Raw genomic sequence first — 24,621 nt, 5'->3', positions numbered from 1 at the left:
GCGGAAAGTCCATATCTTCACAGTCCATTAAGCGCAGAATTTGTGGAAAATCAGTTGAAGATTTTACTGGAAACCTTTCCCCGTTCGGGGCAGGTAGAGTGGATTGGAATTCGGCCGCAGAAACACGGCGCTATCGAAGTGGTTCGTGAAGTCGAAGTTTCGGAGAAGAAGGGACTGCTGGGCGATCACTACAGCGGGCGGAGCGGCAACCGGCATGTGACGCTGATTCAGGCCGAACACCTGCCGGTGGTGGCCTCCCTGACCGGGCGTGAATCGCTCGATCCGGCTTTGTTACGGAGAAATCTGGTGATCGCCGGGCTGAACCTGCTGGCGTTGAAAGACCATCAGATTCAGATCGGCGATGCGGTTATTCTGGAAATTACCGGACAATGCCACCCCTGTTCACGCATGGAAACCAACCTGGGGCCGGGCGGTTACAACGCCATGCGCGGCCACGGCGGGCTTACGGCGCGGGTCGTCCGGGGCGGCAGTATTCATTTGAATGATGCGGTTACGGTATTAAAAACCGATCAAACGGGGACCGAGCGGTTGAGCAATTCCTGAAACCGGCCGGGCGTCAGTTCCGTGAAGTCACGGATTACCTCGTCGGCTCCCACCCGCAGCAGTTCTTCGGCCGAGTCTGTGGTAGCCAGTCCGATCACGTAGGCGCCCGCAGCTTTGGCTGCCCGGATGCCCGTGGTTGAATCTTCAAAAATAACGCTCTCGTGGGGTTCGACGCCCAGCAGTTCCATCGCTTTTTGGTAAATTTCCGGGTCCGGTTTCGGTCGGCTGACCTTGCTTTCGTCGAGTAAAACCGTAAACCACGAACGCAGATCGAGCGCATCCATCACAAAATCAAGGTTTTCGAGCGGTGCCGAGGTGCCGACTGCGGTCAGGATACCGGCACGTTGTAGCGATTGAAGAAAGTCGGTCAAACCGGCCACCGGCCTGATGTCGGGCTGATACAATTCCCGAAACAAGGCTTCTTTTTCGGCGGCCAGCTGACGGGATTCAGCATCCGAAAGTGTACGATCGGTAAAGAGGTGCGTCAGAATCTGGCTGTTGTGTTTACCCGAAACGTACTGGACAAAATCAGCGTCGGACAGTGGTTTTCCGTAGCGTTCAAAATACTGGCGCCAGGCCAGGCGGTGGTGGGGATTGGTGTCGACAATGACACCATCCATGTCAAAAATGGCAGCTTTCATAGTGAATATAGAATGGAGCAGTTGCGTGAAACCGCGTAAAGAGTGATTGATCAAACGTTTACTTGTCGTGAAATAAAGGCAGAAAGCACCAGCACGACGACGACCAGCCCCAATCCGTAGGCCAGTCCGTAGGCTTCGGCCACAAAACCGATGACCGGCGGACCCGCCAGAAAACCGACAAAGCTGAAGGTCGCAAAAGTGGCCAGACCGGTGGCTGCCGGAATGCCCGGAACGCGCATCGAAGCCGTATAGAGAATGGGAGCAATCAGCGAGCAACCCGCGCCCAGCAGGGCAAATCCCGCCAGCACCACCAACGGAACCGGAACCAGAATGGCCAGCAACAGCCCCGAAGCCGCCACCAGACTGCCCACACTCAGGATGCGTTTGGCTCCGAAACGCGGAATGATGGCGTCACCCATGAACCGGCCAATCGTCATCGCCAGCGAAAAGCAACCAAAACCCAGCGCGGCAATCTGGCTGGAGGCACCGGTTGATTCGTGGAGGTAAACAGCGCTCCAGTCGAGGGCCGCCCCTTCGCCCATGGCAACGGCCAGACCAATGAAAATCATGAGCAACAGCAGCATATTGGGTTTCACGAAAGCCGCCGACGATTCGGTGGGTGGTTGCGCCGGGATCGTCGCCAAAATGGGCCGTAATGCAAAGGTCAGCAGGAGCAGCGCGATGGTGACGGCAAGCATGTGGATGGACGGCGAAACGTGAAGGGCAATTAACATACCGGCCAGCAGCGAACCGACCATGCCGCCCAGACTCCACATGCCGTGGCAGGAGGACATGATCAGAATCTTATGCTCCCGTTCGACATCGGCTGCGCAGGTGTTCATCGCCACATTCAGCAAGGCCGCGCTTAGCCCCACCAGAAACAAACCAAAGGCCATCAGGGCTACATTGGGGGCATTGATGGGAATCAACGTGCTGAAACACAGCACGAGCGCACTCAGGAAACAGGTTCGGGCGGCCCCCAGCCGGGCAATGATCCAGCCCGTCAGTGGGTTCATTAGCAGCAGCCCGACCGGCATGGCAAAGAGAACCATGCCTAAACCAGCGTCGGTCAGGTGCAGTTTTTCTTTGACGTAAGGGATATGCGCCACCCAGCCGCCCAGTGACAGGCTTTCGGTGGTGAAAACGAGTCCGACGGCCCGCGCCTGCGGATTGGTAAAAAACGTTTGAAGACTGCGGAGGAGGCTTGGTGTGGTGGACGGTTTTTCGTCGATTGTGATGTTCATTGTATTCTGATTCATTCCGGTTACAAAAGTAAGGCGGTTTTTTTACTTCTATTTTCGTTTAATTACCTTATTTTGGTGCTGCATTGATGTATTTGACCGATATCATGTTTCCAAAATGTTAACAGTGCATCTATTCGGTCCTAAACAATGAAACCGCAGTTTGAAAAAATAGAACCGGGATTCGGGAGTTCGTTCCGGCTGATGCACCACACCCAGCCGGACAGTTGCTGGGTCTACTGGCATTATCACCCCGAATACGAGATTGTGTGTATTCCGCGCGGCAATGGCAAACGCCACATTGGTCACCACGTCTCTACCTATTCGGATGGTGAACTGGTGTTTCTGGGACCGAATCTGCCGCACCTGAATTTCAGCCACGGAATCGTCGGGGAGTTTGAAGAAATTGTGGTGCAGATGCGCGAAGATTTTCTGGGAAAGGATTTTCTGCAAAAACCGGAAATGGAAGCCATTCGGCGGTTGTTTGAACGGGCGCACCAGGGCATGTCGTTTTTCGGGGAAACCAAGCAGCAGGTAGGGCAGCAGGTCGCGTCGCTGGTGACGCTGCCACCCTTTGAACGGATGCTGGCGTTGCTGACCATTTTTCAGCAACTGGCGGTTTCGACCGAGTACCAGATCCTGAACGCCGAAAGCATCAGCCTCGATCTGAACGGCCGGGAGCAGGAGCGGATCAACCGCATTTATGGATTTGTGGAAACCAACTATGTTCAACCGATTGACATTCAGGATATCGCATCGTTGGTCAACATGACGGTGCCGGCTTTTTGCCGGTATTTCAGAAAAATGACCCAGATGACCTTCACGGATTTTGTCAACGAGTTCCGCATCACCCAGGCCCGCAAGCTCCTGACCGGCGACCGCAGCATTGGCGATGTCTGTTACGAAAGCGGTTTTAACAACCTGTCGCACTTTAACAAGGTGTTCAAACAGCGAACGGGGCAAACGCCGGGACTGTATCGCAAAAGCCTGAAATTGTAAGTAGAACGGGCCTTTCCGGATGACCACTCGCTAAGACGCCGGGCCGGATGCGTAATTTTTGTCGTATACTTGCCCCGGTATGACCATTCACCAAACGATAAAAGTAGCCGTCGATGCCGTGGTTTTCGGGTATCGAAACCAGGCCCTGCACCTTCTGTTGATCCAGCGAAAGCTGGAACCGTATCGGGGGGGGTGGGCGTTGCCGGGCGGTTTTGTTTTGGATGACGAGAGCCTGGAAGCCGCCGTTCACCGCGAGTTGAGCGAAGAAACCAATGTGACCATTAATTACTTAGAACAACTTTATACCTTCGGCCAGCCCAATCGCGATCCCCGTTTTCGGACGGTTGCCGTTGCCTATTATGCCCTCGTGAAACCGGAAGCCTTTGCCATTGCTGCTTCAACGGATGCCGATGATGTCCGCTGGTTCGACGTTCGGGATTTGCCCGATCTGGCGTTCGACCACGGCGAAATCATTCAACACGCCTTGCAGCGTCTGCGCAGCAAATTGAGGTATGAACCCGTGGGATTTGGGTTGCTCAGCGAGAAATTTCTGTTCTCGGACTTCGAAAAACTCTACGCAACGATTCTCGACAAACCCATCGACCGGCGCAATTTCCGAAAAAAGGTGCTGAGCTTCGGGCTGTTGACAGAACTGGACGAAAAACGATCCGATGGGAAAGGTCGTCCGGCGAATCTGTTTCAATTCAATGAAAATCAGTACTTTAAGATGAAAGAGCGCGGTTTTTACTTCGAGCTTTGAACGAACGGTTTACCGTTTGCTCAACAGTTGGTAAATAAAAACCGCAAAATGTAGTTACTATGTAGTTTGTTTTGTTGATTTGCGTAAAAAATACGCAAAATGATTTATCTACACCTTTCTCCCGGTTTTGAACCCTACGGTCCGTCCGTGCCGTTCAAGGCGTTCACCTTCAATGGGGGAGAACCACACCTGAAATTAACCGGGCCTTTGCCCGAAACCAGCGTACTGATCACGACCCGCCTGAACACGTTTCAGGATGTGGGTCTGCTTCTGGTGGCAACGGATGCCCTGCGCCGGGCCGGTGCCGAACGCATCAGCCTCTTCGTTCCGTATTTCCCCGGAGCCCGCCAGGACCGGGTTATGGTGCCGGGCGAACCGCTGACGGTCAAAGTCTACGCCGACCTTCTGAACGCCCAGCAGTATCACCGGATTACGGTTTTTGATCCCCATTCTGACGTAACGCCCGCTTTACTGAATAGGGTTCAAGTGGTTGATAACCATCGGTTTGTGGAAAAGTGTCTTACGCAGATCGGTGACTGTAAACTGATTGCCCCGGATGGGGGGGCGTTAAAAAAAATCTATAAACTCTCCGAAGCCCTGGGCGGTATCGAGGTGGTGGAATGCAGCAAACGGCGGGATGTCAAAACCGGCGAGTTATCGGGCTTTTTCGTATCGGGGCCGGATTTGCAAGGCGCGTCCTACGTCATCGTGGACGACATCTGCGACGGCGGGGGCACGTTCGTTGGCCTGGCCGACGAGCTGAAAAAACACGGGGCCGGTGACCTGTACCTGATGGTCAGCCACGGGATATTCAGCCGGGGCCTTGAGCCACTGGCGACTTCTTTCAAACGGGTTTTTACGACGGATTCCATTCGTGAAATCACCCACCCTCTTCTGAATCAACACCCTTTTTCCAGCTTTTTACCACACCTTTCCAACCAATGACAACCCTCAATCTTTCCGACGGTTACAAAGTAGACCACCGTCGTCAATACCCCACCGGAACTGAACTGGTCTATTCGAACTGGACTCCCCGCAAAAGCCGCCTTGAGCAGGTCGATCGCGTGGTTTTCTTTGGCTTACAGTACTTTATCAAAAAATACCTGATCGAGGATTACAACCGGAATTTCTTCGCCCGCCCGAAAGAAACCGTCGTGGCCGAATACAAACGCCGGATTGAAAGCTACCTGGGGCCGGGCGCCATTACCTACGATCACATTGAAAAGTTACATGATCTGGGCTATTTGCCGCTCGAAATCAAAGCCATACCGGAAGGAACGCGGGTGCCGATGCGGATGCCGATGTTTACCTTCAAAAACACCCGCCCCGAGGAATTCTGGCTGACGAATTTTCTGGAAACCATCCTGTCGTGCATCCTGTGGCTGCCCTGCACCAGTGCGACAACGGCCTTCGAATACCGGAAAATCCTGAACAGCTATGCCGAAAAAACCGGTGGTGATCCGGCGTTTGTTCCCTGGCAGGGCCACGACTTCAGTTTTCGCGGTATGGGTGGTCTCGAAGCGGCTTTGTTGAGTGGAGCGGCTCATTTACTGAGCTTTACGGGAACGGACACCATCCCCGCCCTTGATTTTCTGGAACAGTATTACGGTGCCAACTCCGACACCGAACTGATCGGCGGGAGCGTTCCGGCGACGGAACACTCGGTGATGTGTATGGGGATGCAGGATGGCGAAATTGAAACTTTCCGGCGGCTCATTCAGGATGTGTATCCGAAAGGGGTGGTCAGTATCGTGTCCGATACCTGGGATTTCTGGCAGGTCATTACCGGGTATTTGCCCCAGCTAAAACCGCTCATTCTGGCCCGCGACGGCAAGGTGGTCATTCGCCCCGACAGTGGCGACCCGATCAAAATCATCTGCGGTGATCCGGAAGCCGGGGAGGGAACCCCGGAACACAAAGGGGCCATCGAATGCCTGTGGGAGGTTTTTGGCGGAACCGTTACGGCCCAAGGCTTCAAGGTGCTGGACTCCCACATCGGGTTGATTTACGGCGACAGCATCAACCTCGAACGCTGTCAGGCCATTTGTGAAGGCTTGTACCAGAAAGGGTTTGCCTCCACGAATGTGGTGCTGGGCATCGGAAGTTACACCTACCAGTACGTGACGCGCGACACCTTCGGGTTTGCCGTGAAAGCTACGTATGGTGAAGTAAACGGCGAAGGACGCGCGATTTTCAAAGACCCTAAAACCGATGACGGAACGAAGAAAAGCGCGAAAGGGCTGATTCGTCTGGTGAGCGACGAAACCGGTACGACCGTGATGGAAGACCAGGTGAGTTGGGAAAAAGAAGGAACGGGATTGCTGGAAACCATCTTCAAAGACGGCCAGTTGCTGAAAGAACAGACCTTGCGCGAAATCCGGGCCAGGCTGGTAACCCAGTAAGGAACCGTGCTAAAAGGAGCGGGTGTTCGTCCGGGTGACGGAGGCTCGCTCTTTCGTTTTCTTACAATTTTGGGCGGGGAAGAAGGGTGAAATTTGTCCGATCAAATTAACACAACCATGACACAGTCAACCTCCCCTTCGATTCTTATTACGGGTGCCACTGGCACGATTGGGTCCGAACTTGCCACCCACCTTTCCGCCAGAGGCACCCCGTTCCGCGCACTGGTGCGTTCTCTGGAAAATGCCAAAAAGCTGGCGCAACTCGACGGTGCCGAACTGGTGGTCGGCGACTTGAACGATGCCGAAAGCCTGGTGCGCGCATTGGACGGTATCGAACGGGCTTTTCTGCTCACCAACTCGTCGGAACAGGCGGAAACGCTGCAAATGAACTTTGTGGCAGTAGCGCAACAGACTGGAGTAAAGCATATTGTAAAACTTTCCCAATTTGCTGCCGACCTTCATTCGCCCGTCCGGTTTTTGCGGTATCATGCCGTCGTCGAGCAAAAAATCCGTGAATCCGGGCTGGCGTTTACCTTTCTGCGACCGAACCTGTTCATGCAGGCTTTGCTGGGTTTTCGCGATTCCATCGTGCATCAGGGGAAATTCTTTGCCACGGCGGGTAAGGCCCCAATCAGCATCGTTGACATCCGGGACATTGCTGCCGTGGCCGTCGAAGCTTTGACCAGGCCGGGCCACGAAAACAAAATTTATGACCTGACCGGTCCCGAAGCCTTGACGCATCAGCAGATGGCGGCTCATTTTTCCGACGTCCTGGGCCGACCGGTTGCCTACCTTGATGTGCCGCCCGCCCATTTGCAGCAGGCTCTGCTGTCGGTAGGTTTTCCCGAATGGCAGGCCGATGGTTTACTGGAAGACTACGCCCATTATGCCCGCGGGGAAGCCTCGGCGGTTTCTTCGGCCATTCAGGAGGTGACGGGTAAACCGGCCCGCGATTTCAAAAGTTTTGTGCGGGATTACGCCACGGTTTTTTCCTGATCCGCGAACCTACGGCAACGCAAAGGCCACGTAACTGTCGCCTTTTTTCGTCCCCAACTTGGTGCCGCCACAGGCGATGACAATGTATTGTTTGCCGTTCACTTCGTACGTACTGGGCGTCGCATACCCGGCCGCCGGGAGTTCGGTTTGCCACAAAACCGCCCCGTTTTTTTTGTCGATGACCCGGAACATGCCGTCTTTGCTGGCGGCAATGAACAGCAAACCGCTGGCCGTGACGACCGGGCCGCCGTAACTCTCGGCCCCGGTTTGTGGAATGCCTTTGGCGGTCAGTTCTTTCAGTTCGCCGAACGGTTTTTGCCAGAGGTGTTCACCCGTATTGAGGTCGATGGCGGTCAGCGTTCCCCAGGGCGGGCGGATAGCGGGGTAGCCTTTGCTGTCCAGGAATTTGGTATAACCGTTGAATTTATAGGGGACATACGGTTCCTTTTTGCCGGGTTTGGCGGAGGTCGCTTCTACCTTTTCATCACCGAACAGGAAGAACGTCAGCGCCTGTTTCTCGGATTCGGAAAACCGCGTAAAACCGGGCATCATGCCTTTGCCTGTCGTGATGAGTTTACTGACAAACTCCCGATCCCGGCGTTGCCCGATGTTGACCAGCGAGGGATAACCACTGGTCGGATTGCCTTTGCGGTCTGGCCGGTGGCAAACCGCACAGTTGAGTGTATACAGTTTTTCGCCCGGACTCAGGTGGGCCAGTTCTTCGTCTTTCGGCGTATCGCGCAGACTCAGCAGCCACGCCATTTCATTGGCATTCACGTACATAATGCCATCGGGATCGACGGCGGCACCGCCCCATTCACCCCCGCCGTCCAGACCGGGATACACGAGCGTCGGGGTTTTGCCGAGCGGTTGGTACGGGCCGACTTTAGAACGTCGGTAGGTCGCCAGCAACGAATCCCGGTTTTCGGCGAGTGGGCTTAAATCCGCTTCGGAAATGGTCTGCCGGGAAAAAGGTGCCGGTTTGGTCGGAACGGGCTGCGTCGGCCAGGTGTACTCATCAGGCAGGGGTGATTTCGGATACGGCGTTTCCTTGATTGGGAAAAGCGGTTTTCCGGTTACGCGGTCAAAAACAAAAACGTGTCCGGTTTTGGTGATCTGCGCGACGGCATCGACGGTTTTGCCCTGACTTTTGATGGTGATTAGATTGGGCGGGGCGGGCAGGTCGCGGTCCCAGATGTCGTGGTGAACAAACTGGTAATGCCAGATGCGTTTCCCGGTTTTGGCGTCCAGGGCCAGGAGGCAATTGGCGAACAGGTTCTGGCCTTTGCGGTTGCCGCCGTAAAAGTCGAAAGCCGCCGAGCCGGTCGGAACATACACGATGCCGCGCTGGCGATCGATCGACATGCCCGACCAGTTGTTGGCTCCACCGATGTTGGTATTTTTATAGGCGTCCTTCGGCCAGGTTTCATAACCGAATTCGCCGGGGTTTGGAATCGTCCGGAAAACCCAGGCGATTTTTCCGGTTTTGACATTGAAAGCCTGAATGTAGCCCAGGGCCGCATCCGAGCCTTCGGAGAGCCGCAACGGCATGATGATCACATCGCCAAAGATCGTTCCGGGCGTATTGGAGATGACAAACTTATCGGCAGCGGTAGGACCTAAACCGGCTTTCAGGCTGGCTTTCCCATCCGTCCCAAAGCTGGGAATCAGAACGCCCGTTCGGGCATCGACGGCGCAGAGGTTGGAGCCGGAAGCGAAGAGAATGCGCTTGTCGTCGTTGTTACTCCAATAGGTGACACCCCGGGTGGTGTTGACTCCGCCCCGGTTGGCTTCTTTGTACCGCCACTTTTCCTGCCCCGTTGCCGCATCGAGCGCAAACACCTGACAGGAAGCCGTGATGCCGTATAACGTTCCGTCAACAATAATGGCATTGCACTGCACCTGCCCGGAATCTTTGGAATGATATTCCCACGCAATTTGTAACTTACCGACGTTGGAAGCGTTAATCTGGTCGAGTGGCGAGTAATGGTTCCGGTCGGGGCCGCCGAGGTATTCGGGCCATTCGCGGGAGGAAGCGGGTGGTTGGAGGGCGTCGGAGAAGAACCGGGCCGCGGTCAACGAAGCCGCCAGCAGAACAGCCGCAGGGAATAAAAAACGTTTCATTCGGTTTAGGAAAGCACGAATCGTGCTATTGATTTCTATATGATGACAAAAAAGCCACCGGTTACCCGTAAAAAGGTTCGGAAATATACAACTTCATCGACATTCCTGACGCTATTTCATGAATAATTCGCCCATTACCACTTCCATCTTCGATTTGTTTAAAGTCGGCCCCGGCCCGTCGAGTTCACACACGATTGGTCCGATGAAGGCGGCTTTTGATTTTCTGGAGCGATTGCGGCACCTTCCCGAGGCCACGGTAGAATCCGCGGATTCGATTCATATTTATTTGTATGGTTCACTGAGTGCAACCGGCAAAGGCCACGGCACCGACCGCGCCATTGTGGCCGGTTTGCTGGGCTGGCAACCCGAATCGACCGACCCGGTGGCTTTGCTGGCAATGTTGAAAGAGCCAGCGGTGACATATCCGGTGGTGGTGGGAAACCGGACGTTTGGCCTGGGTGCGGAACACATCCATTTTGAGCGAAAAAAGTACGAGTCGCCGTATGCCAATACCGTCGTATTTCAACTGGTAGCGAATGGGAACGGGCTTTATGAGGAGGAATATTACTCGATTGGGGGCGGTTTTATTCTGCGGAAAGGGGAGGAGGCCGTCGATCAATCCGCCATCCAGTTGCCGTATAAGTATCAGACGATGAAGGAATTGAAAACCCGCCTGGCGGATCACCAACTCACACTGGAGCAATTGATGCTGGCGAACGAAACCGCCGTAACGGGCCGTCCGGCCAAAGAGATCAACCTCCGGATCGATCAGCTTCTGGACTTCATGCACAAGGCCGTTCGGCGGGGCCTGCGGCATACCGGTACCTTGCCGGGTTCGATCAAACTGCGACGGAAAGCGCCGGTTTTGTTTCAGCAGGCGCGGGGTTTGGCACAGTCGTCGGATAGTTTTCTGATCTTTTTGAACTCGTATTGCCTGGCGGCTTCGGAAGAAAACGCGGCTGGCGGTATTGTCGTGACCGCCCCGACGTCCGGTGCATCGGGCGTGATTCCGGGATTGACCTATCTGGCCAAACACCATTTTCATTACAGCAAGGAAACCCTTCGGGCGGGGATGTGGGCCGCAGCCGCTGTCGGTTTTCTGGTGAAACACAACGCGAGTATTTCGGGGGCGGAAATGGGTTGCATGGGCGAAATTGGCACCGCGTCGGCGATGGGAGCGGCTTTTCTGACCCAATGCGCCGGGCATTCCATCGAAGCCATCGAAGCGGCCGCCGAAATCGGCATCGAGCACCACCTCGGCATGACCTGCGACCCGATTGGCGGCTACGTCCAGATTCCGTGCATCGAGCGCAACGCGATGGGCGCGGTCAAAGCCTACAATGCCTTTTTGCTGGCCACCGCCGGAACGCCCGCCAACCAGAAAATCTCGCTGGATGCCGTCATCAAGGTCATGAAAGCCACCGGACGCGACATGTCTACCAAATACAAGGAAACCTCGGAAGCCGGTCTGGCACTCAGCGCTACCGAATGCTAAACCAACCGTCCCCGAAGCCTGAAAGGCTTCCATCACTAGCCCCGGCGGTAGGCCGGGGGGGCATGGTCATGGGTAGGATCGGAATTCGGGGAGGGGTTGTTGTGTGTGATGAGGTATTCCGTTTCTCCGCAATTCCCTGGCATATTTCCCCGATTTTCCCCGGCCTACCGCCCCGGTTTTCCCCGGCCTACCGCCCTGATCCCCCGGCATATCGCCCCATGTCCCCCCGGCCTACCGCCGGGGCTAGTGATGAAAGCCTTTCAGGCTTCGGGGATGGTTGGAGATGAATTTGGATTCCGGTCCCTAAACCGCCGGTTCGGACAGCCAGAAGCCGTACTCTGCAATTTTCTTTTTACATTACCAGCCTCATGATGGACCTTCGTGGTGCATGAATCCGAAAACGGCCTACCGGTTAACCTCCCGCCAGATTGCGCAACTCGCTTTGAGCGTGCTGGTGATCTATTACCCCATTTTGTTGTACGTCAACCTGCCGGAACGAAACTGGGCGTTTCTGGTGCAATCCCTGCCGTTTCTATTGGGGCAGGGTGTGGTGACGTTTGCGATTTACTACGTCTGGATTTACATCACGGAAATCATTCTGGATCGGACGTCCATCCGCTTTGGCGAGGAGTTTCTGGTCGATTTCAAATTGCCGATGCAGGTGCTGGCGTTGTTGCTGGCGATTACCGCCGGCATGGGGCTGAATCTGGCGGGGGATCAGGCCCGGCATCAATTGGTCCGGTTCATTCCGCGACCGGAAGTGGGTACCCACCGGCCGGCTTCAGACCAGCCACCGACGGAGGAACGGCCCAATCGGCCACACCGCTGGGAGTTTTTCGAGCGATCCAACAACGGTTTGTCCATCGTGATCATGCTGTCGATCTTCTATTTGTCGGCCAATCGCCGGGCCAACCGACGACTAAAAGACATTCAGATTCGCGCGGAGCGGCTGGAAAAGGAAGCGGTTTTGACCCAGTTGGCGGCTTTGAAAAACCAGATCAGCCCGCACTTTCTGTTCAACAGCCTGAGCATTCTTTCATCGCTGGTCCATGTCGATGCCGATTTGTCGGAACAGTTTATCGACCAGCTTTCGCGGGCCTACCGGTATATTCTGGAGCAAAAAGACAACGACAAAGTCCGGCTGAAAACCGAACTGGATTTCATTCGATCCTACACTTTTTTGCTCAAAATCCGCTTTGAAGACAGTTTCGACGTCCTGATCGACATTCCTGAAAAAACCGTTGATCAGTATTGCATCGCGCCGTTGACCTTGCAACTGCTGGTCGAAAATGCGGTGAAACACAACCGGATGACGCCCGAAATGCCGCAGCACGTTTGGATCAAAACCGAGGGCGAGTACCTCGTGGTTTCGAACCGGATTCAGCCGCGCGAGCAACTGGAACACTCGACGGGGGTGGGTTTACAGAACATCATCAACCGCTACGCGCTCCTGACCGAACAACCCGTGTGGGTGGGCGAGCAGGACGGCGCTTTTGTGGTTAAAATACCGCTTATCGCATGAAGGTAGTTATTCTGGAAGACGAAAGACTGACGGCCCAGCGACTGGAAAGCCTGCTGCATCGCTACGATCCCGAAATCCGGGTGCTGGCTACGTTGCCATCGGTCGAAAAAGCCGTGGCCTGGTTCAGCCAACCCCAGCCGGAAAAACCGGATCTGGTGTTTATGGACATCCATCTGCAGGACGGTCTGGCGTTTCGGGTCATCGAGCAGGTGAAGCTGACGACGCCGATTATTTTTACGACGGCTTTCGATGAGTATGTGATTCAGGCTTTTAAGGTCAATAGCATCGACTACTTGCTGAAACCCATTAGTTACGACGAACTGGTTGCCGCCATTACCAAGTATAAAAAACTGAAGGAGCAGTTCGCTCAACCTTCGTCGGCACCACCGGCAGTTCCGATGGTAGCACCGGACATGGACGCCTTGGTTCGGATGCTGGGGGCTTTCAAGGAAACAACCTACAAAGACCGCTTTATGATTACTGTCGGGTCGAAAATCCGGAGCGTAGAAACGAGTGAAATTGCGTATTTTTTCCTCGACGAACGCATGGCATTTCTGGTAACCAAAGACGGCGCCACCCTGCCCGTCGATTACAGCCTGGACAAGCTAACGACGCTGCTCAACCCCAAACAATTCTTTCGGATCAGCCGGCAGTTTCTGGTGTCTTTACCCGCGATTCAGACGATTCATACCTATTCGGCCGGAAAGTGGCGGCTCGATCTGCAACCCAAATCCCGGCTGGAAGCGTTCGTCAGCGGAGACCGGATTGCGGATTTGAAAGAATGGCTGGGAAAATAGGCGATTTTTCGGAGCGACATCGGTCGGCATTCTGCACCGAAAACCGCCGATTCAGCGACCGAAAATCCCGGTTTTGCAACATTCTTTTTCCCAAGGAATTTCCGGCGGCAACCTTTGTAACCTGCCAAGACAACGCAGGTCTATCATGAAAACCAAAGGATTTCCTTCAACCATTCGCCCGGCCCTCCTCGCCGTATTTCTCTTCGCCGGTCTCACGGCTGCCATGGCCCAGTTTGGCCCTCCCGGGGGCGGTCCTCCGGGTGGTGGCTTCGGCGGTCAGGATGAAAAGAAGAAGAAAGAATTTACCGGTGTAGCCGAGGAGGCACCCAAAGGAAATGGTAAGATATCCGGTATGCTGATCGATTCGACCTCCGGCAAACCGGTTGAGTTCGCCACCATTGCGCTGATCAATCCCGCCACCAACAAGCCCATCGACGGAACGACTTCAGACGAAAAAGGGAAATTCTCGCTGACCAAACTGGCCCCCGGTCAATACCGCCTTCAGTATTCGTTCATCGGCTACAAAAACACAGATTCCAAAACGATCACCATCGCCAAAGGCACGGAGTTAAATGTTGGAAAGGTGCAACTTCAGCCCGATGTCCGCCAGTTGAACGAAGTCGTCATTACCGGACAGGCGCCCATGATTGAAGAGAAAGTGGACCGGCTGGTATACAATGCCGACAAAGACGTTACAACCAAAGGCGGTGATGCCACTGACGTGCTGAAACGGGTTCCGATGCTGTCGGTAGATCTGGACGGCAATGTGAGTCTGCGGGGTAGCCAGAATATTCGGGTGCTGATCAACAACAAACCGTCGACCATTGTTGCCAGCAGCGTTGCCGATGCGCTGAAGCAATTACCCGCCGACATGATCAAATCCGTGGAGGTGATCACCAGCCCGTCGGCCAAGTACGATGCCGAGGGAGCCGCCGGGATCATCAACATTGTGACCAAAAAGAATACGCTGCACGGTTTGACGCTGAACGTCGACGCCGGAGCCGGGATTCGCGGGTCAAATCTGGGACTGAACGGGTCGTTTCGGCAGGGGAAACTGGGCATCAGTCTGGGCGGTTTTGGCCGGGCTTTCTACAACCGGGCGTCGTCGAGCCTCGACCAGACGACGCTGATCGGTGGCGTTACGATGCGAACCAGCCAGCAGGCTACGGCTTTCGATAAACCACTTTTCGGTCAATATACGCTGGGTCTGGACTACGATCTGGCTAAAAACCAGTCTTTGACGGCCAATATTCGGTACGGCACCCGGAATTTTGTTCAGGAGCAAAACCAGTTGACCAGCACCTATTTCGGGGATTCGTTGCAGGGCAAAACCAACCGCGATGTCGACCGGAAAGATTTATCGAACTCGGTGGATATTAACCTGGATTACATCCGCACGTTCAAACCGCAGCAAGAGTGGAGCATTTCGACGCAATACAGCCGCACCGGTCTGGTGAATAATTTTTACGCTGACCTGCTGAACAACGGCGGAGAATTGACCGCCCGTCAACGGAACCTGAATAACAACACCAACCAGGAAATCACCCTCCAAACCGACTACCAAACGCCGATTCGGAAGAACCAGTTGCTGGAATTTGGTGCGAAAGCGATTATGCGTCAGGTGGATAGCCGCTATCAGTATCAAGTGGGCGGTACCACCGGCGACCTGGTTTTTGACCCAACCAATCCATCCGGTTCGCTCAATTATTCGCAAAACATTGGAGCGGGTTACGTGTCGTACACCTACGTGACGCCCACAAAATATACCTTCAAAGTCGGGACGCGCTACGAACACACCGGCATCACGGCCACCAGCAACGAAACGACATCCCTGGCCATTCCGAGTTACAGCAACCTGGTGCCGAGCATCAACGTATCGAAAAGTTTGAAGGGGGGAGCAACGGTAAAAGCTGCCTACAACCGCCGGATTCAGCGGCCCGGTTTGCAGCAGTTGAACCCGAACCCCAACGCGGCCAATCCGCAAAACATCAGCGTCGGAAATCCAACCCTGCGGCCGGAATTGACGGACAACGTGGAACTGAGCATCAGCTCGACCATCAGGAAAACGTACCTGAATGCCGCCCTGTTTGGTCGCCTGACCAACAACGCCCTGACGCAAATCCGGCTGCCATCGGATACGCTGGCGGGGAGCATCATCACGACGTTTCAGAACATCGGTGTGCAGCGGACGTTTGGGGCCAACCTGTTTTTTAACACCAATCTGACCTCCAAATGGAGCATCAACGGCGGTTTGGACGGTTATTATGTATACATGCAGGGTATGACGGCCGGAGTCGACGGGCGCTCGCAGCAGATTAGTAATCAGGGACTAAGCATTGGTGGACGGCTGATGTCGCAGTGGACGCTCAACAAAGGCTGGGGGATTCAGGGATTCGGATTTTACCGCAGTCCACAGCCGCAGTTGCAGGGAACGATGGGCGGGATGTATCTGTATTCGCTGGGTGTGAAAAAGGATTTCGCCAACAAGCGCGGCAGCATTGGGCTGGCGGCTGAAAACTTCCTGGGGAATGGCGTAGCGATGCGTACGACGCTCGATTCGCCCCTGCTTTCCCAGACGAGTGTCATGAATCTGTACAACCAGAATGTGAAGGTAACGTTCTCCTACCGCATTGGAAAAATGACGTTTGAAGAGAAAAGGAAGAAAAGCAAGTCCGTGAACAACGACGATGTGAAAGGTGATGTAAACTAACGTTCGTTTGGAAGGGCCTATTGTCGGCAGATCGGATTGCTCCGATCTGCCGTTTTTTTACCCGCCCGCTAAGTAGCGGACGTTGCGGAAGAGGGGATCAGCCGTTGTAAAAGTTGCATCATGTATCAGACCGTTTAAACAAAAGGCGTAACAAACCGAGTTTATACGGTATATTTCATTTTTCAACCGCCGATGGCCACCATTTATACCCCCAAGCAGCAGCGCGTTCTTTTAATTGTCAGCCTGATTATTATTGCCGGGTTTATCTTGATAGGACTGCGTCAATACACCATTGCCCTTCTGGGGTCCGGGATTATTTACGTCATTTTCCGCCCCTGGTTCACCAATCTGGTTCACAAGCGGAAATGGAACCGACTGTTGGTCACCATTTTACTCATCCTTTTTTCGGTTGTGGTGATTATCATGCCGTTTCTGGCACTGAGCCTGTTACTAATCAATCGGATTCAGTATTACAGCCAGCACACCGATCAAATTCTGCAATTGATCGAAAAACTGGAAAAAGCCACCGGGATTCAACTGACCGATCAGGCCAACATCAAGAACCTGGTGAAGCAGAGCGCCGGTTTTGCCAGCCAGCAGTTTCCTTCCATTCTGAGTGGTACCCTGGATGTCATTATTTCGCTGGGGTTGCTCTACGTCGGCTTGTACTTCATTTTTATGGAGGAAGAAAAATTTCTGAAGGGCCTGCGTAAATACCTGCCCTTTGAAGATGACACGCTCGATGAGTTGGGGGAGGATCTGAAAAATATGGTGAATGCCAACATTTTGGGGCAGGCACTGGTTTCGCTGGTTCAGTCGATTCTGACCGGGTTGACCCTCTGGATTTTTGGGGTACCCGATGCGGTTTTCTGGGGTACGGTCGCTTTCTTTTTTGCCTTTATTCCGATTCTCGGAACGCCCATTGTCTGGGGACCCGCCGGTATTCTGATGATTTCACAGGGCAATACCGGTGACGGAATCGGTATTTTGGTGGTCGGAGCGGTGGTGATCATCAACGTCGATAACCTGCTCCGGGTCATGCTGGCCAAGCGCATGGGCGATGTTCACCCGTTCGTCACCTTAACCGGTATCGTGCTGGGCGTACCCATCTTCGGCATTCTGGGTCTGGTCATTGGACCGCTTTTGCTGGCCTATTTCATGGTGCTCTTCAAGGTTTTTGAACGCCAGAACGGCAAATTGCGCCTGGAAGCCGCCCGGGAAGAAAAGGTGCTGGAGAAAAAGGCAGAGCGGACAGTACAATAAGGTTTACTAGAAATCATAAATGAAAAATGATGAATGCAGAATGTTAAAGTACTATCTGACCCAGCACTTTAACATTCTGCATTCATCATTTTTCATTTATGATTCATTTGTTTTCAGGGGAATTGAAATGCTAATCCAGCCGGGTCTTAGCCTTTTACGTAATGCAACTCCACGAGTCCCCGCTCATAGGTTTTGGTTTCCACCAACTGCCAGGGATGCGGTTTTTCCGTCGGCTGGAACATCGGAATGCCTTTTCCCAGAATAATCGGGTGGACAAACACCTGAAGCTCATCGATGAGCCCGGCTTCGAGTAAAAGGGCGTTGATTTGCCCACCGCCCACCAGGAAAATGTCTTTCCCTGCCTGTTGTTTCAAATCCTGAACAAACGCCACCACATCCCTTGCGATAAATTGGACGTAAGCGGCTTCGGGTCGGTTTGGGTTTCGGGTAAAGACGTAATTCGTCTGGGATTTATACGGAAAATCACCAAAGGTTTCGATCAGTTTGTACGTTTCATACCCCATTAGCGTCGTATCGACGGTTTCCATAAACGCGTTGTATCCAAACTCTCCTTCGGTATACAACCAATCGATTTCGCCGTTCGGTCCGGCAATGTAACTGTCTAAACTCGTCGCGATGTACAGTTTTACATTTCTCATTGTATTTGTTTTTGAGGCAAAAGTACGCAGCAGCCACTTCGAAGAATTGTATAAAAATTACCCGCGATCTGGTGAGGCCCGAATGTAACAGGGTGATGTAGAGTCGATGGCACCCGACAGAACATAGTCACGGTAGTCGCCCGGAGTCAGATTCGTCAGGGATTTAAAGAGATGATTCAGGTGGGCCTGGTCGAAAAAACCGTGCTGATGGGCGAGTTCCGTGAGCGACTGATACGGTTTTTGAGCTAAATCGGTCGTGAGATCGTTGAGCAGTCGCAGATGCAAAAACCGCCCCGGAGAGATGCCGATGTGCTTTTTAAACGCCAGGGTGAGCGATTTCGGGCTGATTCGCAGGTCTTGGGCCAGCGCTTTGATAATTCCATCGTGCCAGCGGCTTCGCTGCAAAAAGTCGACCGCATAAACCACATAAGCCGGAATGTCTTTGTCGGTCAGGCGTTTGGTCAAAAACCGTTCGAGCAGGGCCAGTTTCTCACCGGCGGTTGGTGCTTCCTGCATCCGTTCGTTGAGTTCATCCATCGACTGGCGAAAAACGGTATTTCCCGAAACGATTTGATTGGTTAGTTCCGAGGCTGGAATTCCCGTCAGCGATTGCAAGGCCCAGGGTTTCAGAAAAACGCCGAAGGTTTCGTGCTTACCCGACGTTACGGTGCGTTGCGGACGCGTATACAACCCGCTGACCCAGTTTTCTTCGTCTTGAATAATCAAAGCGTCGTTCGGATCGCTGACCGAAAAGTGTTCCGAAAAATTGAACATCAACTCGTACTGCATAACCGGCAGGCAAATGTCCTGTTGATCGATGTGATCCGCCGAAATGTGCCAGAGCTTGTGAACGAACAAGCGAAGGGATTCGGGCGGTTCCTGGACAATGACGTTCATGCAAATTTTTGGCGGTTCTTCTCCGGTCAACACCAGCCGTTTTCGGTAAGTTTCTTTGGAAAGAAATGGTGCGTGTTTGATGCCGAAAAAAAATAAAATAAAAAAAGTAACGCTCCCTGCGTTACTTTTCGTGATTCGCTACGTCTAAGTTGGCCGAATTTTAACGGATGGAAAATAGCGCGGCAGTTTTTCAAATCCCGTTATTTTCCTATTGAACCAAACCAAACTGCCATTTCGGTAGCGCCCCGGTTGTTCCAGGCATAATACGGAATCAGCGTAACCGGTTTGGCTCCTGCCGATTTCAAAACCGTTACGCCACCCAGCAACTCTTTTCGAAATTCTGGTGTAAAAGACTGATTGACAGCAGTAGTAATGCCAAGTGCCTGCCCGTTGTTGTCTACTCCTTCGGCACAATACACAATCGGACCACGCTCGATGGCCACTTTCCCTTTGGTGGCTTTCACTTTCTCATTCGCCACTACTTCCCGAACCGGCATATCAAACGTCAGCGTCAGTACATCACCGGTTTTCCAGGTTCTGTACAATTTCAGATAGCCTTTTTCAACTGTGACTGGCGTCACTTTTCCATTAATTGTCAGCTTCATCGAAGGCGCGTTTTGCGTCACATACCGGTACAGATCTCCCGGCATGGGTTGGTTGGTAGCCCAGCCCGGAACACGGATCAGAAGCGGAAAGGCCACGGCCTTTTTGGGCGAAACCGTCATCTTGATGGCGCCATCCCACGGGTAATTCGATTGCTGCTGAATGGTAACCGGCACATCATGCATGGGAATCTCCGTCCGGCTATCGGCAAAGAGGTTGATAAACAGCTCGTTGTTGCGAATCGCATAGATGTAACCCGGCAGCGACGGCAAAAACCGGGCGACATTGCTTGGGCAGCAGTTGATGCCGAACCAGGGCGAGCGCCGGGCCGGTTCGCCGTTGCTGAAGTCTTTTTTACCGTTCGATGACATCGGATTGACGTAAAAAAACGAGTTGCCTTCAATCGAGACGCCCCCCAGAAAACCGTTGTACAACACCCGCTCGAAAACGTCCATGTATTTGGATTCGCCGGTCAACAGAAACAGGCGGTGGTTCCAGAGCAGATTGGCCGTGGCCGCGCAGGTTTCGGCATAAGCCGCGTCGTTGGGTAGCACATACGGTTCGTCAAAAGCTTCGCCGTTTTCACGCGCGCCCACGCCCCCCGTGATGTACTGCTTGCGGGTTGTGGCATCTTCCCAAATCTTCATGACCGCATCCAGAATCGGCTGATCGTGCTGAATGGCTGCCAGATCGGTCATGGCGGCATATAAGTATTGCGCCCGGACAGCGTGACCAGCCGCTTCGGTTTGCTGGACAACCGGTTTCAGGTCCTGAAAATACGTTGGCCCCAGGTTGTGGGCATCCTGGTACAACGACCGTTTATCGCCCCTGCCGCGCATATCGACAAAAAAACGGGCCAGATCGAGGTAACTTTTTTCACCGGTTAAGCGGTACAATTTAACGAGGGCAATTTCCGTCTCTTCATGGCCCGGCACCACGATCATCTGCCCCGGTTTTGGTCCGATGGTTTTAACGAGGTGGTTGGCATTTTTGATGGCCACATCCAGCAGGGTGCGTTTGCCGGTGGCCTGAAAATGGGCGATGGCGGCTTCATAAAGGTGACCCACGTTATAGAGTTCGTGACTGCCATTTTCGAACGAATACCGGCTTGGTCCGGCAATCCAGTCTTTTAAACCCGTGCTGTCTTTGAAAATCGTCCGGATCGTGTAAATATACCCGTCCGGTTCCTGAGCAGCCGCGAAGAGCGTAATCAGGCTGTCGAGGTAGCGATCGAGTTTGGGATCATACTTATTCTGGAGCGTATACGCGGCCCCCTCTACGACTTTATACACGTCGGATTCGTCGAATCGAATGCCGTTGAATGTCCCTTTTTTCAGACCACCGGCCACGGCGAAATTGTCGAGTTTGCCGGTTTCTTCAATCTTATGGAACGCGTGCGGAATGGTGACGTTGCGGGCCGCTTCCAGGCGGTTGTACCAGAAACCGGGCTGAATTTTGACCTTCGAAAGCGGAACGGCGGTAATCGGATACTCCTGCGCAAGAGCAACCTGCGTGGCTAAAAGAACCGCTAAAAACCAAAACGAATTTTTCATAGGTTGAGCTGATTAATTCAATTTAAGAACCGTGCCATCCTGAATGGACACCAGCCAGCCTTCCACCGAGGCATGGCCCATTTGATGGTAGAGTTTCATAAAAGACCGCATTTTGGCCTGATCGTTTTCGTCGGACTCTTCGGTCAAATAATTGACTAACACCACTTTGCCCGGAAACTGAACCACCCGATTGGGGCCGTTTCGTTGCATTTTTCCGTTCAAACCGGTGTTGACCAGAATCCGGCGGTTGTTATCAGCCCGGTTTGCCGGAGCGAATAGCGGACTGATGTCGGGATGGTTCAGCACGGTTTGCAAAGCCGACCACATCGTATCCTGCTCCGACGCCCGCAAAATTCCCTCGGCCACCATCCGCCGAATGGCGCGTTCCGAATCCTCCGGTTTCTGAATCAGGGACAGGGCCGTACAGACTTTCTGCCACCACGCCCGGCTTTTTTCAAAGGCTGAGGTGTCGATCGTTCGCTCGATCCGCCGGAGCCGGAGTGGTTGCGTCCCTTCCCGGTTTCCTACCGACACGGCGAAAGCGTCACTTAGGGTTAACGAATGTTTGGTCGGTTGGGTTACAAAATCAGACAGCGGGTAGCTCATTTTTCCCTCTTCCCAACAGGCATTGCCCCGAAGATCAGTGAGATAGGTATACAGCCAGAAATCGATGCCATTGGCATTTTTAAAGCCCCCGTCTTTGGCCGTTGGCGAAAAATCCTGCTTGGCCGCAATGATGTACAGCCGGTCGGTGGGGCGGGTGAAGGCCACATAGACCAGATTCATGCACTCGACAAACGTCCGGTACAGTTCGTCCTGGTACTGATCTGCCAGGGGTGTTTCGTCCAGGTCTTTTTTGATGGTGATCGATGCGGTTTGCAGCCGCCGGATTTCCTGGTGACCCAAACCCGGAATCGCCAGTTCGTCCACCTCACCCAGTGGCCACAGGTCAGCCCACATCGTCTCGTTGTTGCGCGGTTTATACGACCAGTCGGCATACGGAATGATGACGACGGGGTATTCCAGCCCTTTCGATTTGTGGATTGTCTGAATCGTGACGGCATTCTGGTCGGCCGGGGTGCTGACCGAAACCTTCTCCTGAGCCGTTTCCCAGTATTTCAAAAAATCCGTCAGGTGACTGCTGTACCGGCTGCTGTAGGTTAGCACCTCATCCATAAACCGGAACAGATAGGCACTATCCCGCTCATTTTCGTACAGATCGAAGTAGTCGGCCAGTTTTTCGCACAATTCATAGATGCTGAGCTGCTGCAAAGCCGTTGGGTCGAGCTTGGCCTTGTCGATTTTTGAAACCAGCCCGAAAATATCTTCCTCATCTTCCGCTTTGGCCATCCTGTCCATGTATTCCATCCAGGCGGCATCGGGGAGGTTGGGGTTGATGAGCCGGTGGTATAGAAAGAGCATGTCGTAACGCACCATCCGGTTTTCGGGCTGGTGCAGCAGTTGCAGCAGCGAAACCAGAAACCGCACCCGCTCCGACGACTGCAGCGTCAGCGAATCTTCTGAGGTGAGCGGAATGTCGTTGGCTTCCAGAAAGTCGGCAATGCGCCGGGCGTTTTTCTTAAACCGGCACAAAACCGCTACATCGCCATACTGGTAGCCATCGTCCACGGCTTTCCGAATCAGGTGCAGGGTTCGCTCCACCATCTGCGCATTGAAATCCGGCTCGTCAACGTCCGCGTTTTTAGCCGCAAACCGATCCGGTTTTTCAATAAAGTCAAGCTGAACGTGCCCCAACACCCCGGCCTTGGCCGATGCCTGCCGGAACTGCTCATCGAATACCTCCGTCACTTTCTGAAAATCCGTATCGGCGTAAAAATCCGCCATGAACCGAAAAAAGCTGTTGTTGAATTCCACGATGGATTCCGCACTGCGCCAGTTGGTGGCCAGCCGGTCGGGTTGCAGGTGGTATTGCAGCCCCGACAACCGCTCGACCGTCATGTCACTGGTTTCGTGCGCCGACAGTAGTGAATCCAGCTTTCCGCTGTGCAGGGCGACGATCTGGTCCATGTCGCCCCCGCGAAACCGGTAGATGGCCTGCTTCGCATCACCCACGGCGAGGTTAAACCGTTGATAGGCTAAGTTGTTGTCTATTAGCGGTAAAAGGTTGACAAACTGAAGTTTTGATGTATCCTGAAACTCGTCGATGAGGATGTGGTGAAATTTTTCGCCGAGCCGTTCGTAGATGAAGGGAACTGGTTCTTCGGTCACCACTTTCACAATCAGGCGGTTGAACTCCGAGATGTGAATCCGGTTTTGCTCGCGTAACAAATCGTCACACTCCTGTTTGATTTGCTTCAGTAAGGCCACTTTCTGCAAGTGTTGCTCGATGGCTCCGAATGTCCGGTAGCGCAGAAGGCTGTCCTGCCGAAGTTGTTCAATTTGCAAAACGTATTCCCGAAGTTGGTCTTTGATAGCCTCAATCTGAAGTTGTTCCGGTGTCAGGTTCTTTTTGCCTGAATGCCAGATGTCGTCGTCAATCGCTTTCCGGACATACGAGTTGGGATTCTCGGGGAAGGAAAAGAGCGAAATTCGCTTTTTGAAATACGCTCCAACGCCTTTGTCACCGTAATAAAAGGCTTTTTCGGGAATACCGGCCTCCTGAATCAATTGGTATCCTTGCTGAGCCAATTGCTCGATCATCGTCTCGATTTCCCGGTTTTTCTCCCGCAGGTTGCGCCGAATGGTCCGGAAGTTTTCGGGATTCAGTTCCTTGAGTTTCTGTACGAACTCGTAGTTCCGGTCGCCCAATTGGCCTTTGGAGAAATCGGCGAGCGTACCGGCGAGGCCATACCAGCTTTTTCCGTCGGAGGCATTATCGAGGTAAAATTCTTCCAGGGCTTCCGACAAATACGGGTGATCTTCCTGGCCCACTTTCTCCAGCAGCCGGTCGATGGCCGTTTGCAAAACTGCATCGGTATCCATTTCGACCTCGAAACTGTACGGCAATTCCAGGTCGTCGGTGAAAGCCGTCACCACGCGCTGCACGAAGCTGTCGATGGTCAGAACGGAGAAGGAAGAGTAGTCGTGGAGGATGGAATGGAACGTCAGTCGCGCCCGGCTTTGCAGTTCAGCAGGTTCAAGCTGTAACTCTTTGGCTAATTCCGAAAGCTGGGAGTTCAGGTCACCGGAAGTAATTTTGCGGAGCTGCTCCAGAATCCGGTCCTTCATATCCCGCGCTGCCGCGTTGGTGAAGGTCACCGCCAGAATGTTCTTAAACTGGTGTGATTCAAAGCCTTTGCCGGATTGGGGACGGTCACCCAGCGCCAGTTTGAGGTATTCTTTGGTCAGTGTATAGGTCTTCCCCGATCCAGCCGATGAACTGAAAATTTTGAACATACAGGAAAGATAATTGATGGGAACGCGGATTAAACGGA

Annotated in this window: 18 protein-coding genes; 11 read left to right on the top strand and 7 right to left on the bottom strand. The window is 53.5% G+C overall.

Translation table 11 applies throughout. The features are described 5' to 3' along the window. The first annotated feature begins 54 nt into the window (after positions 1 to 54). Positions 55 to 564, top strand: coding sequence for an MOSC domain-containing protein (locus FH871_RS06780; protein WP_229317104.1), 510 nt, complete (start codon positions 55 to 57; stop codon positions 562 to 564). Here the strand turns inward: FH871_RS06780 and FH871_RS06775 are convergent. Further along, positions 531 to 1,205, bottom strand: coding sequence for an HAD family phosphatase (locus FH871_RS06775; RefSeq protein ID WP_138990615.1), 675 nt, complete (start codon positions 1,203 to 1,205; stop codon positions 531 to 533). The genes FH871_RS06780 and FH871_RS06775 overlap by 34 nt on opposite strands. A gap of 50 nt (positions 1,206 to 1,255) precedes the next feature. Beyond that, complete coding sequence (locus FH871_RS06770; protein ID WP_229317102.1) at positions 1,256 to 2,464, bottom strand: MFS transporter; 1,209 nt, start codon at positions 2,462 to 2,464, stop codon at positions 1,256 to 1,258. 132 nt (positions 2,465 to 2,596) lie between these two features. On the opposite strand from FH871_RS06770, the gene FH871_RS06765 reads away from it, so the two are divergent. The 5 genes from FH871_RS06765 (at position 2,597) to FH871_RS06745 (ending at position 7,603) form a co-directional block, all read left to right on the top strand. After that, entirely contained in the window at positions 2,597 to 3,445 is an 849-nt protein-coding gene (locus tag FH871_RS06765; RefSeq protein ID WP_138990613.1) for an AraC family transcriptional regulator, read from the top strand. 79 nt (positions 3,446 to 3,524) lie between these two features. After that, on the top strand, positions 3,525 to 4,205 hold the full coding sequence (locus tag FH871_RS06760; protein WP_138990612.1) for an NUDIX domain-containing protein: 681 nt from the start codon (positions 3,525 to 3,527) through the stop codon (positions 4,203 to 4,205). Positions 4,206 to 4,304: 99 nt separating this feature from the next. Continuing rightward, positions 4,305 to 5,150, top strand: a complete 846-nt coding sequence (gene prs, locus FH871_RS06755; RefSeq protein ID WP_138990610.1) for a ribose-phosphate diphosphokinase — start codon at positions 4,305 to 4,307, stop codon at positions 5,148 to 5,150. After that, on the top strand, positions 5,147 to 6,607 hold the full coding sequence (locus FH871_RS06750; protein WP_138990608.1) for a nicotinate phosphoribosyltransferase: 1,461 nt from the start codon (positions 5,147 to 5,149) through the stop codon (positions 6,605 to 6,607). The genes prs and FH871_RS06750 overlap by 4 nt, the downstream gene beginning before the upstream one ends. A 117-nt stretch (positions 6,608 to 6,724) precedes the next feature. Next, entirely contained in the window at positions 6,725 to 7,603 is an 879-nt protein-coding gene (locus FH871_RS06745) for an SDR family oxidoreductase (RefSeq protein ID WP_138990606.1), read from the top strand. Positions 7,604 to 7,612: 9 nt separating this feature from the next. Here the strand turns inward: FH871_RS06745 and FH871_RS06740 are convergent, their stop codons facing one another. Continuing rightward, on the bottom strand, positions 7,613 to 9,727 hold the full coding sequence (locus FH871_RS06740; protein ID WP_138990604.1) for a PQQ-binding-like beta-propeller repeat protein: 2,115 nt from the start codon (positions 9,725 to 9,727) through the stop codon (positions 7,613 to 7,615). 118 nt (positions 9,728 to 9,845) lie between these two features. On the opposite strand from FH871_RS06740, the gene FH871_RS06735 reads away from it, so the two are divergent. The 5 genes from FH871_RS06735 (at position 9,846) to FH871_RS06715 (ending at position 17,514) form a co-directional block, all read left to right on the top strand. Next, on the top strand, positions 9,846 to 11,222 hold the full coding sequence (locus FH871_RS06735; protein ID WP_138990602.1) for an L-serine ammonia-lyase: 1,377 nt from the start codon (positions 9,846 to 9,848) through the stop codon (positions 11,220 to 11,222). Between the two features lie 388 nt (positions 11,223 to 11,610). After that, a complete protein-coding gene (locus tag FH871_RS06730) occupies positions 11,611 to 12,744 on the top strand; it encodes a sensor histidine kinase (protein ID WP_138990601.1) in 1,134 nt (377 codons plus the stop codon). Then, a complete protein-coding gene (locus FH871_RS06725) occupies positions 12,741 to 13,541 on the top strand; it encodes a LytTR family DNA-binding domain-containing protein (protein WP_138990599.1) in 801 nt (266 codons plus the stop codon). The genes FH871_RS06730 and FH871_RS06725 overlap by 4 nt, the downstream gene beginning before the upstream one ends. Before the next feature lie 223 nt (positions 13,542 to 13,764). After that, positions 13,765 to 16,251, top strand: coding sequence for a TonB-dependent receptor (locus FH871_RS06720; protein ID WP_138990981.1), 2,487 nt, complete (start codon positions 13,765 to 13,767; stop codon positions 16,249 to 16,251). Positions 16,252 to 16,443: 192 nt separating this feature from the next. Beyond that, on the top strand, positions 16,444 to 17,514 hold the full coding sequence (locus FH871_RS06715) for an AI-2E family transporter (RefSeq protein ID WP_138990589.1): 1,071 nt from the start codon (positions 16,444 to 16,446) through the stop codon (positions 17,512 to 17,514). A 146-nt stretch (positions 17,515 to 17,660) separates the two neighbouring features. Here the strand turns inward: FH871_RS06715 and FH871_RS06710 are convergent, their stop codons facing one another. The 4 genes from FH871_RS06710 to FH871_RS06695 all read right to left on the bottom strand — a co-directional run bounded on the left by FH871_RS06710 (position 17,661) and on the right by FH871_RS06695 (position 24,583). Beyond that, a complete protein-coding gene (locus FH871_RS06710) occupies positions 17,661 to 18,173 on the bottom strand; it encodes a dihydrofolate reductase family protein (protein ID WP_138990587.1) in 513 nt (170 codons plus the stop codon). A gap of 57 nt (positions 18,174 to 18,230) precedes the next feature. Beyond that, on the bottom strand, positions 18,231 to 19,070 hold the full coding sequence (locus FH871_RS06705; protein ID WP_138990585.1) for a helix-turn-helix domain-containing protein: 840 nt from the start codon (positions 19,068 to 19,070) through the stop codon (positions 18,231 to 18,233). A gap of 200 nt (positions 19,071 to 19,270) precedes the next feature. Continuing rightward, complete coding sequence (locus tag FH871_RS06700) at positions 19,271 to 21,226, bottom strand: glycoside hydrolase family 127 protein (RefSeq protein ID WP_138990583.1); 1,956 nt, start codon at positions 21,224 to 21,226, stop codon at positions 19,271 to 19,273. A gap of 12 nt (positions 21,227 to 21,238) precedes the next feature. Next, positions 21,239 to 24,583 carry a UvrD-helicase domain-containing protein gene (locus tag FH871_RS06695; protein ID WP_138990581.1) on the bottom strand — a complete coding sequence of 1,115 codons (3,345 nt, stop codon included), beginning with the start codon at positions 24,581 to 24,583 and terminating at the stop codon, positions 21,239 to 21,241. Between the last annotated feature and the right edge of the window lie 38 nt (positions 24,584 to 24,621).

Origin of the sequence: Larkinella sp. C7, from assembly GCF_006149005.1 — a bacterium.
GTDB lineage: Bacteria > Bacteroidota > Bacteroidia > Cytophagales > Spirosomataceae > Larkinella.
Note: the sequence above shows the minus strand (reverse complement) of the source record. Positions and strands in the feature narration are given on the sequence as shown.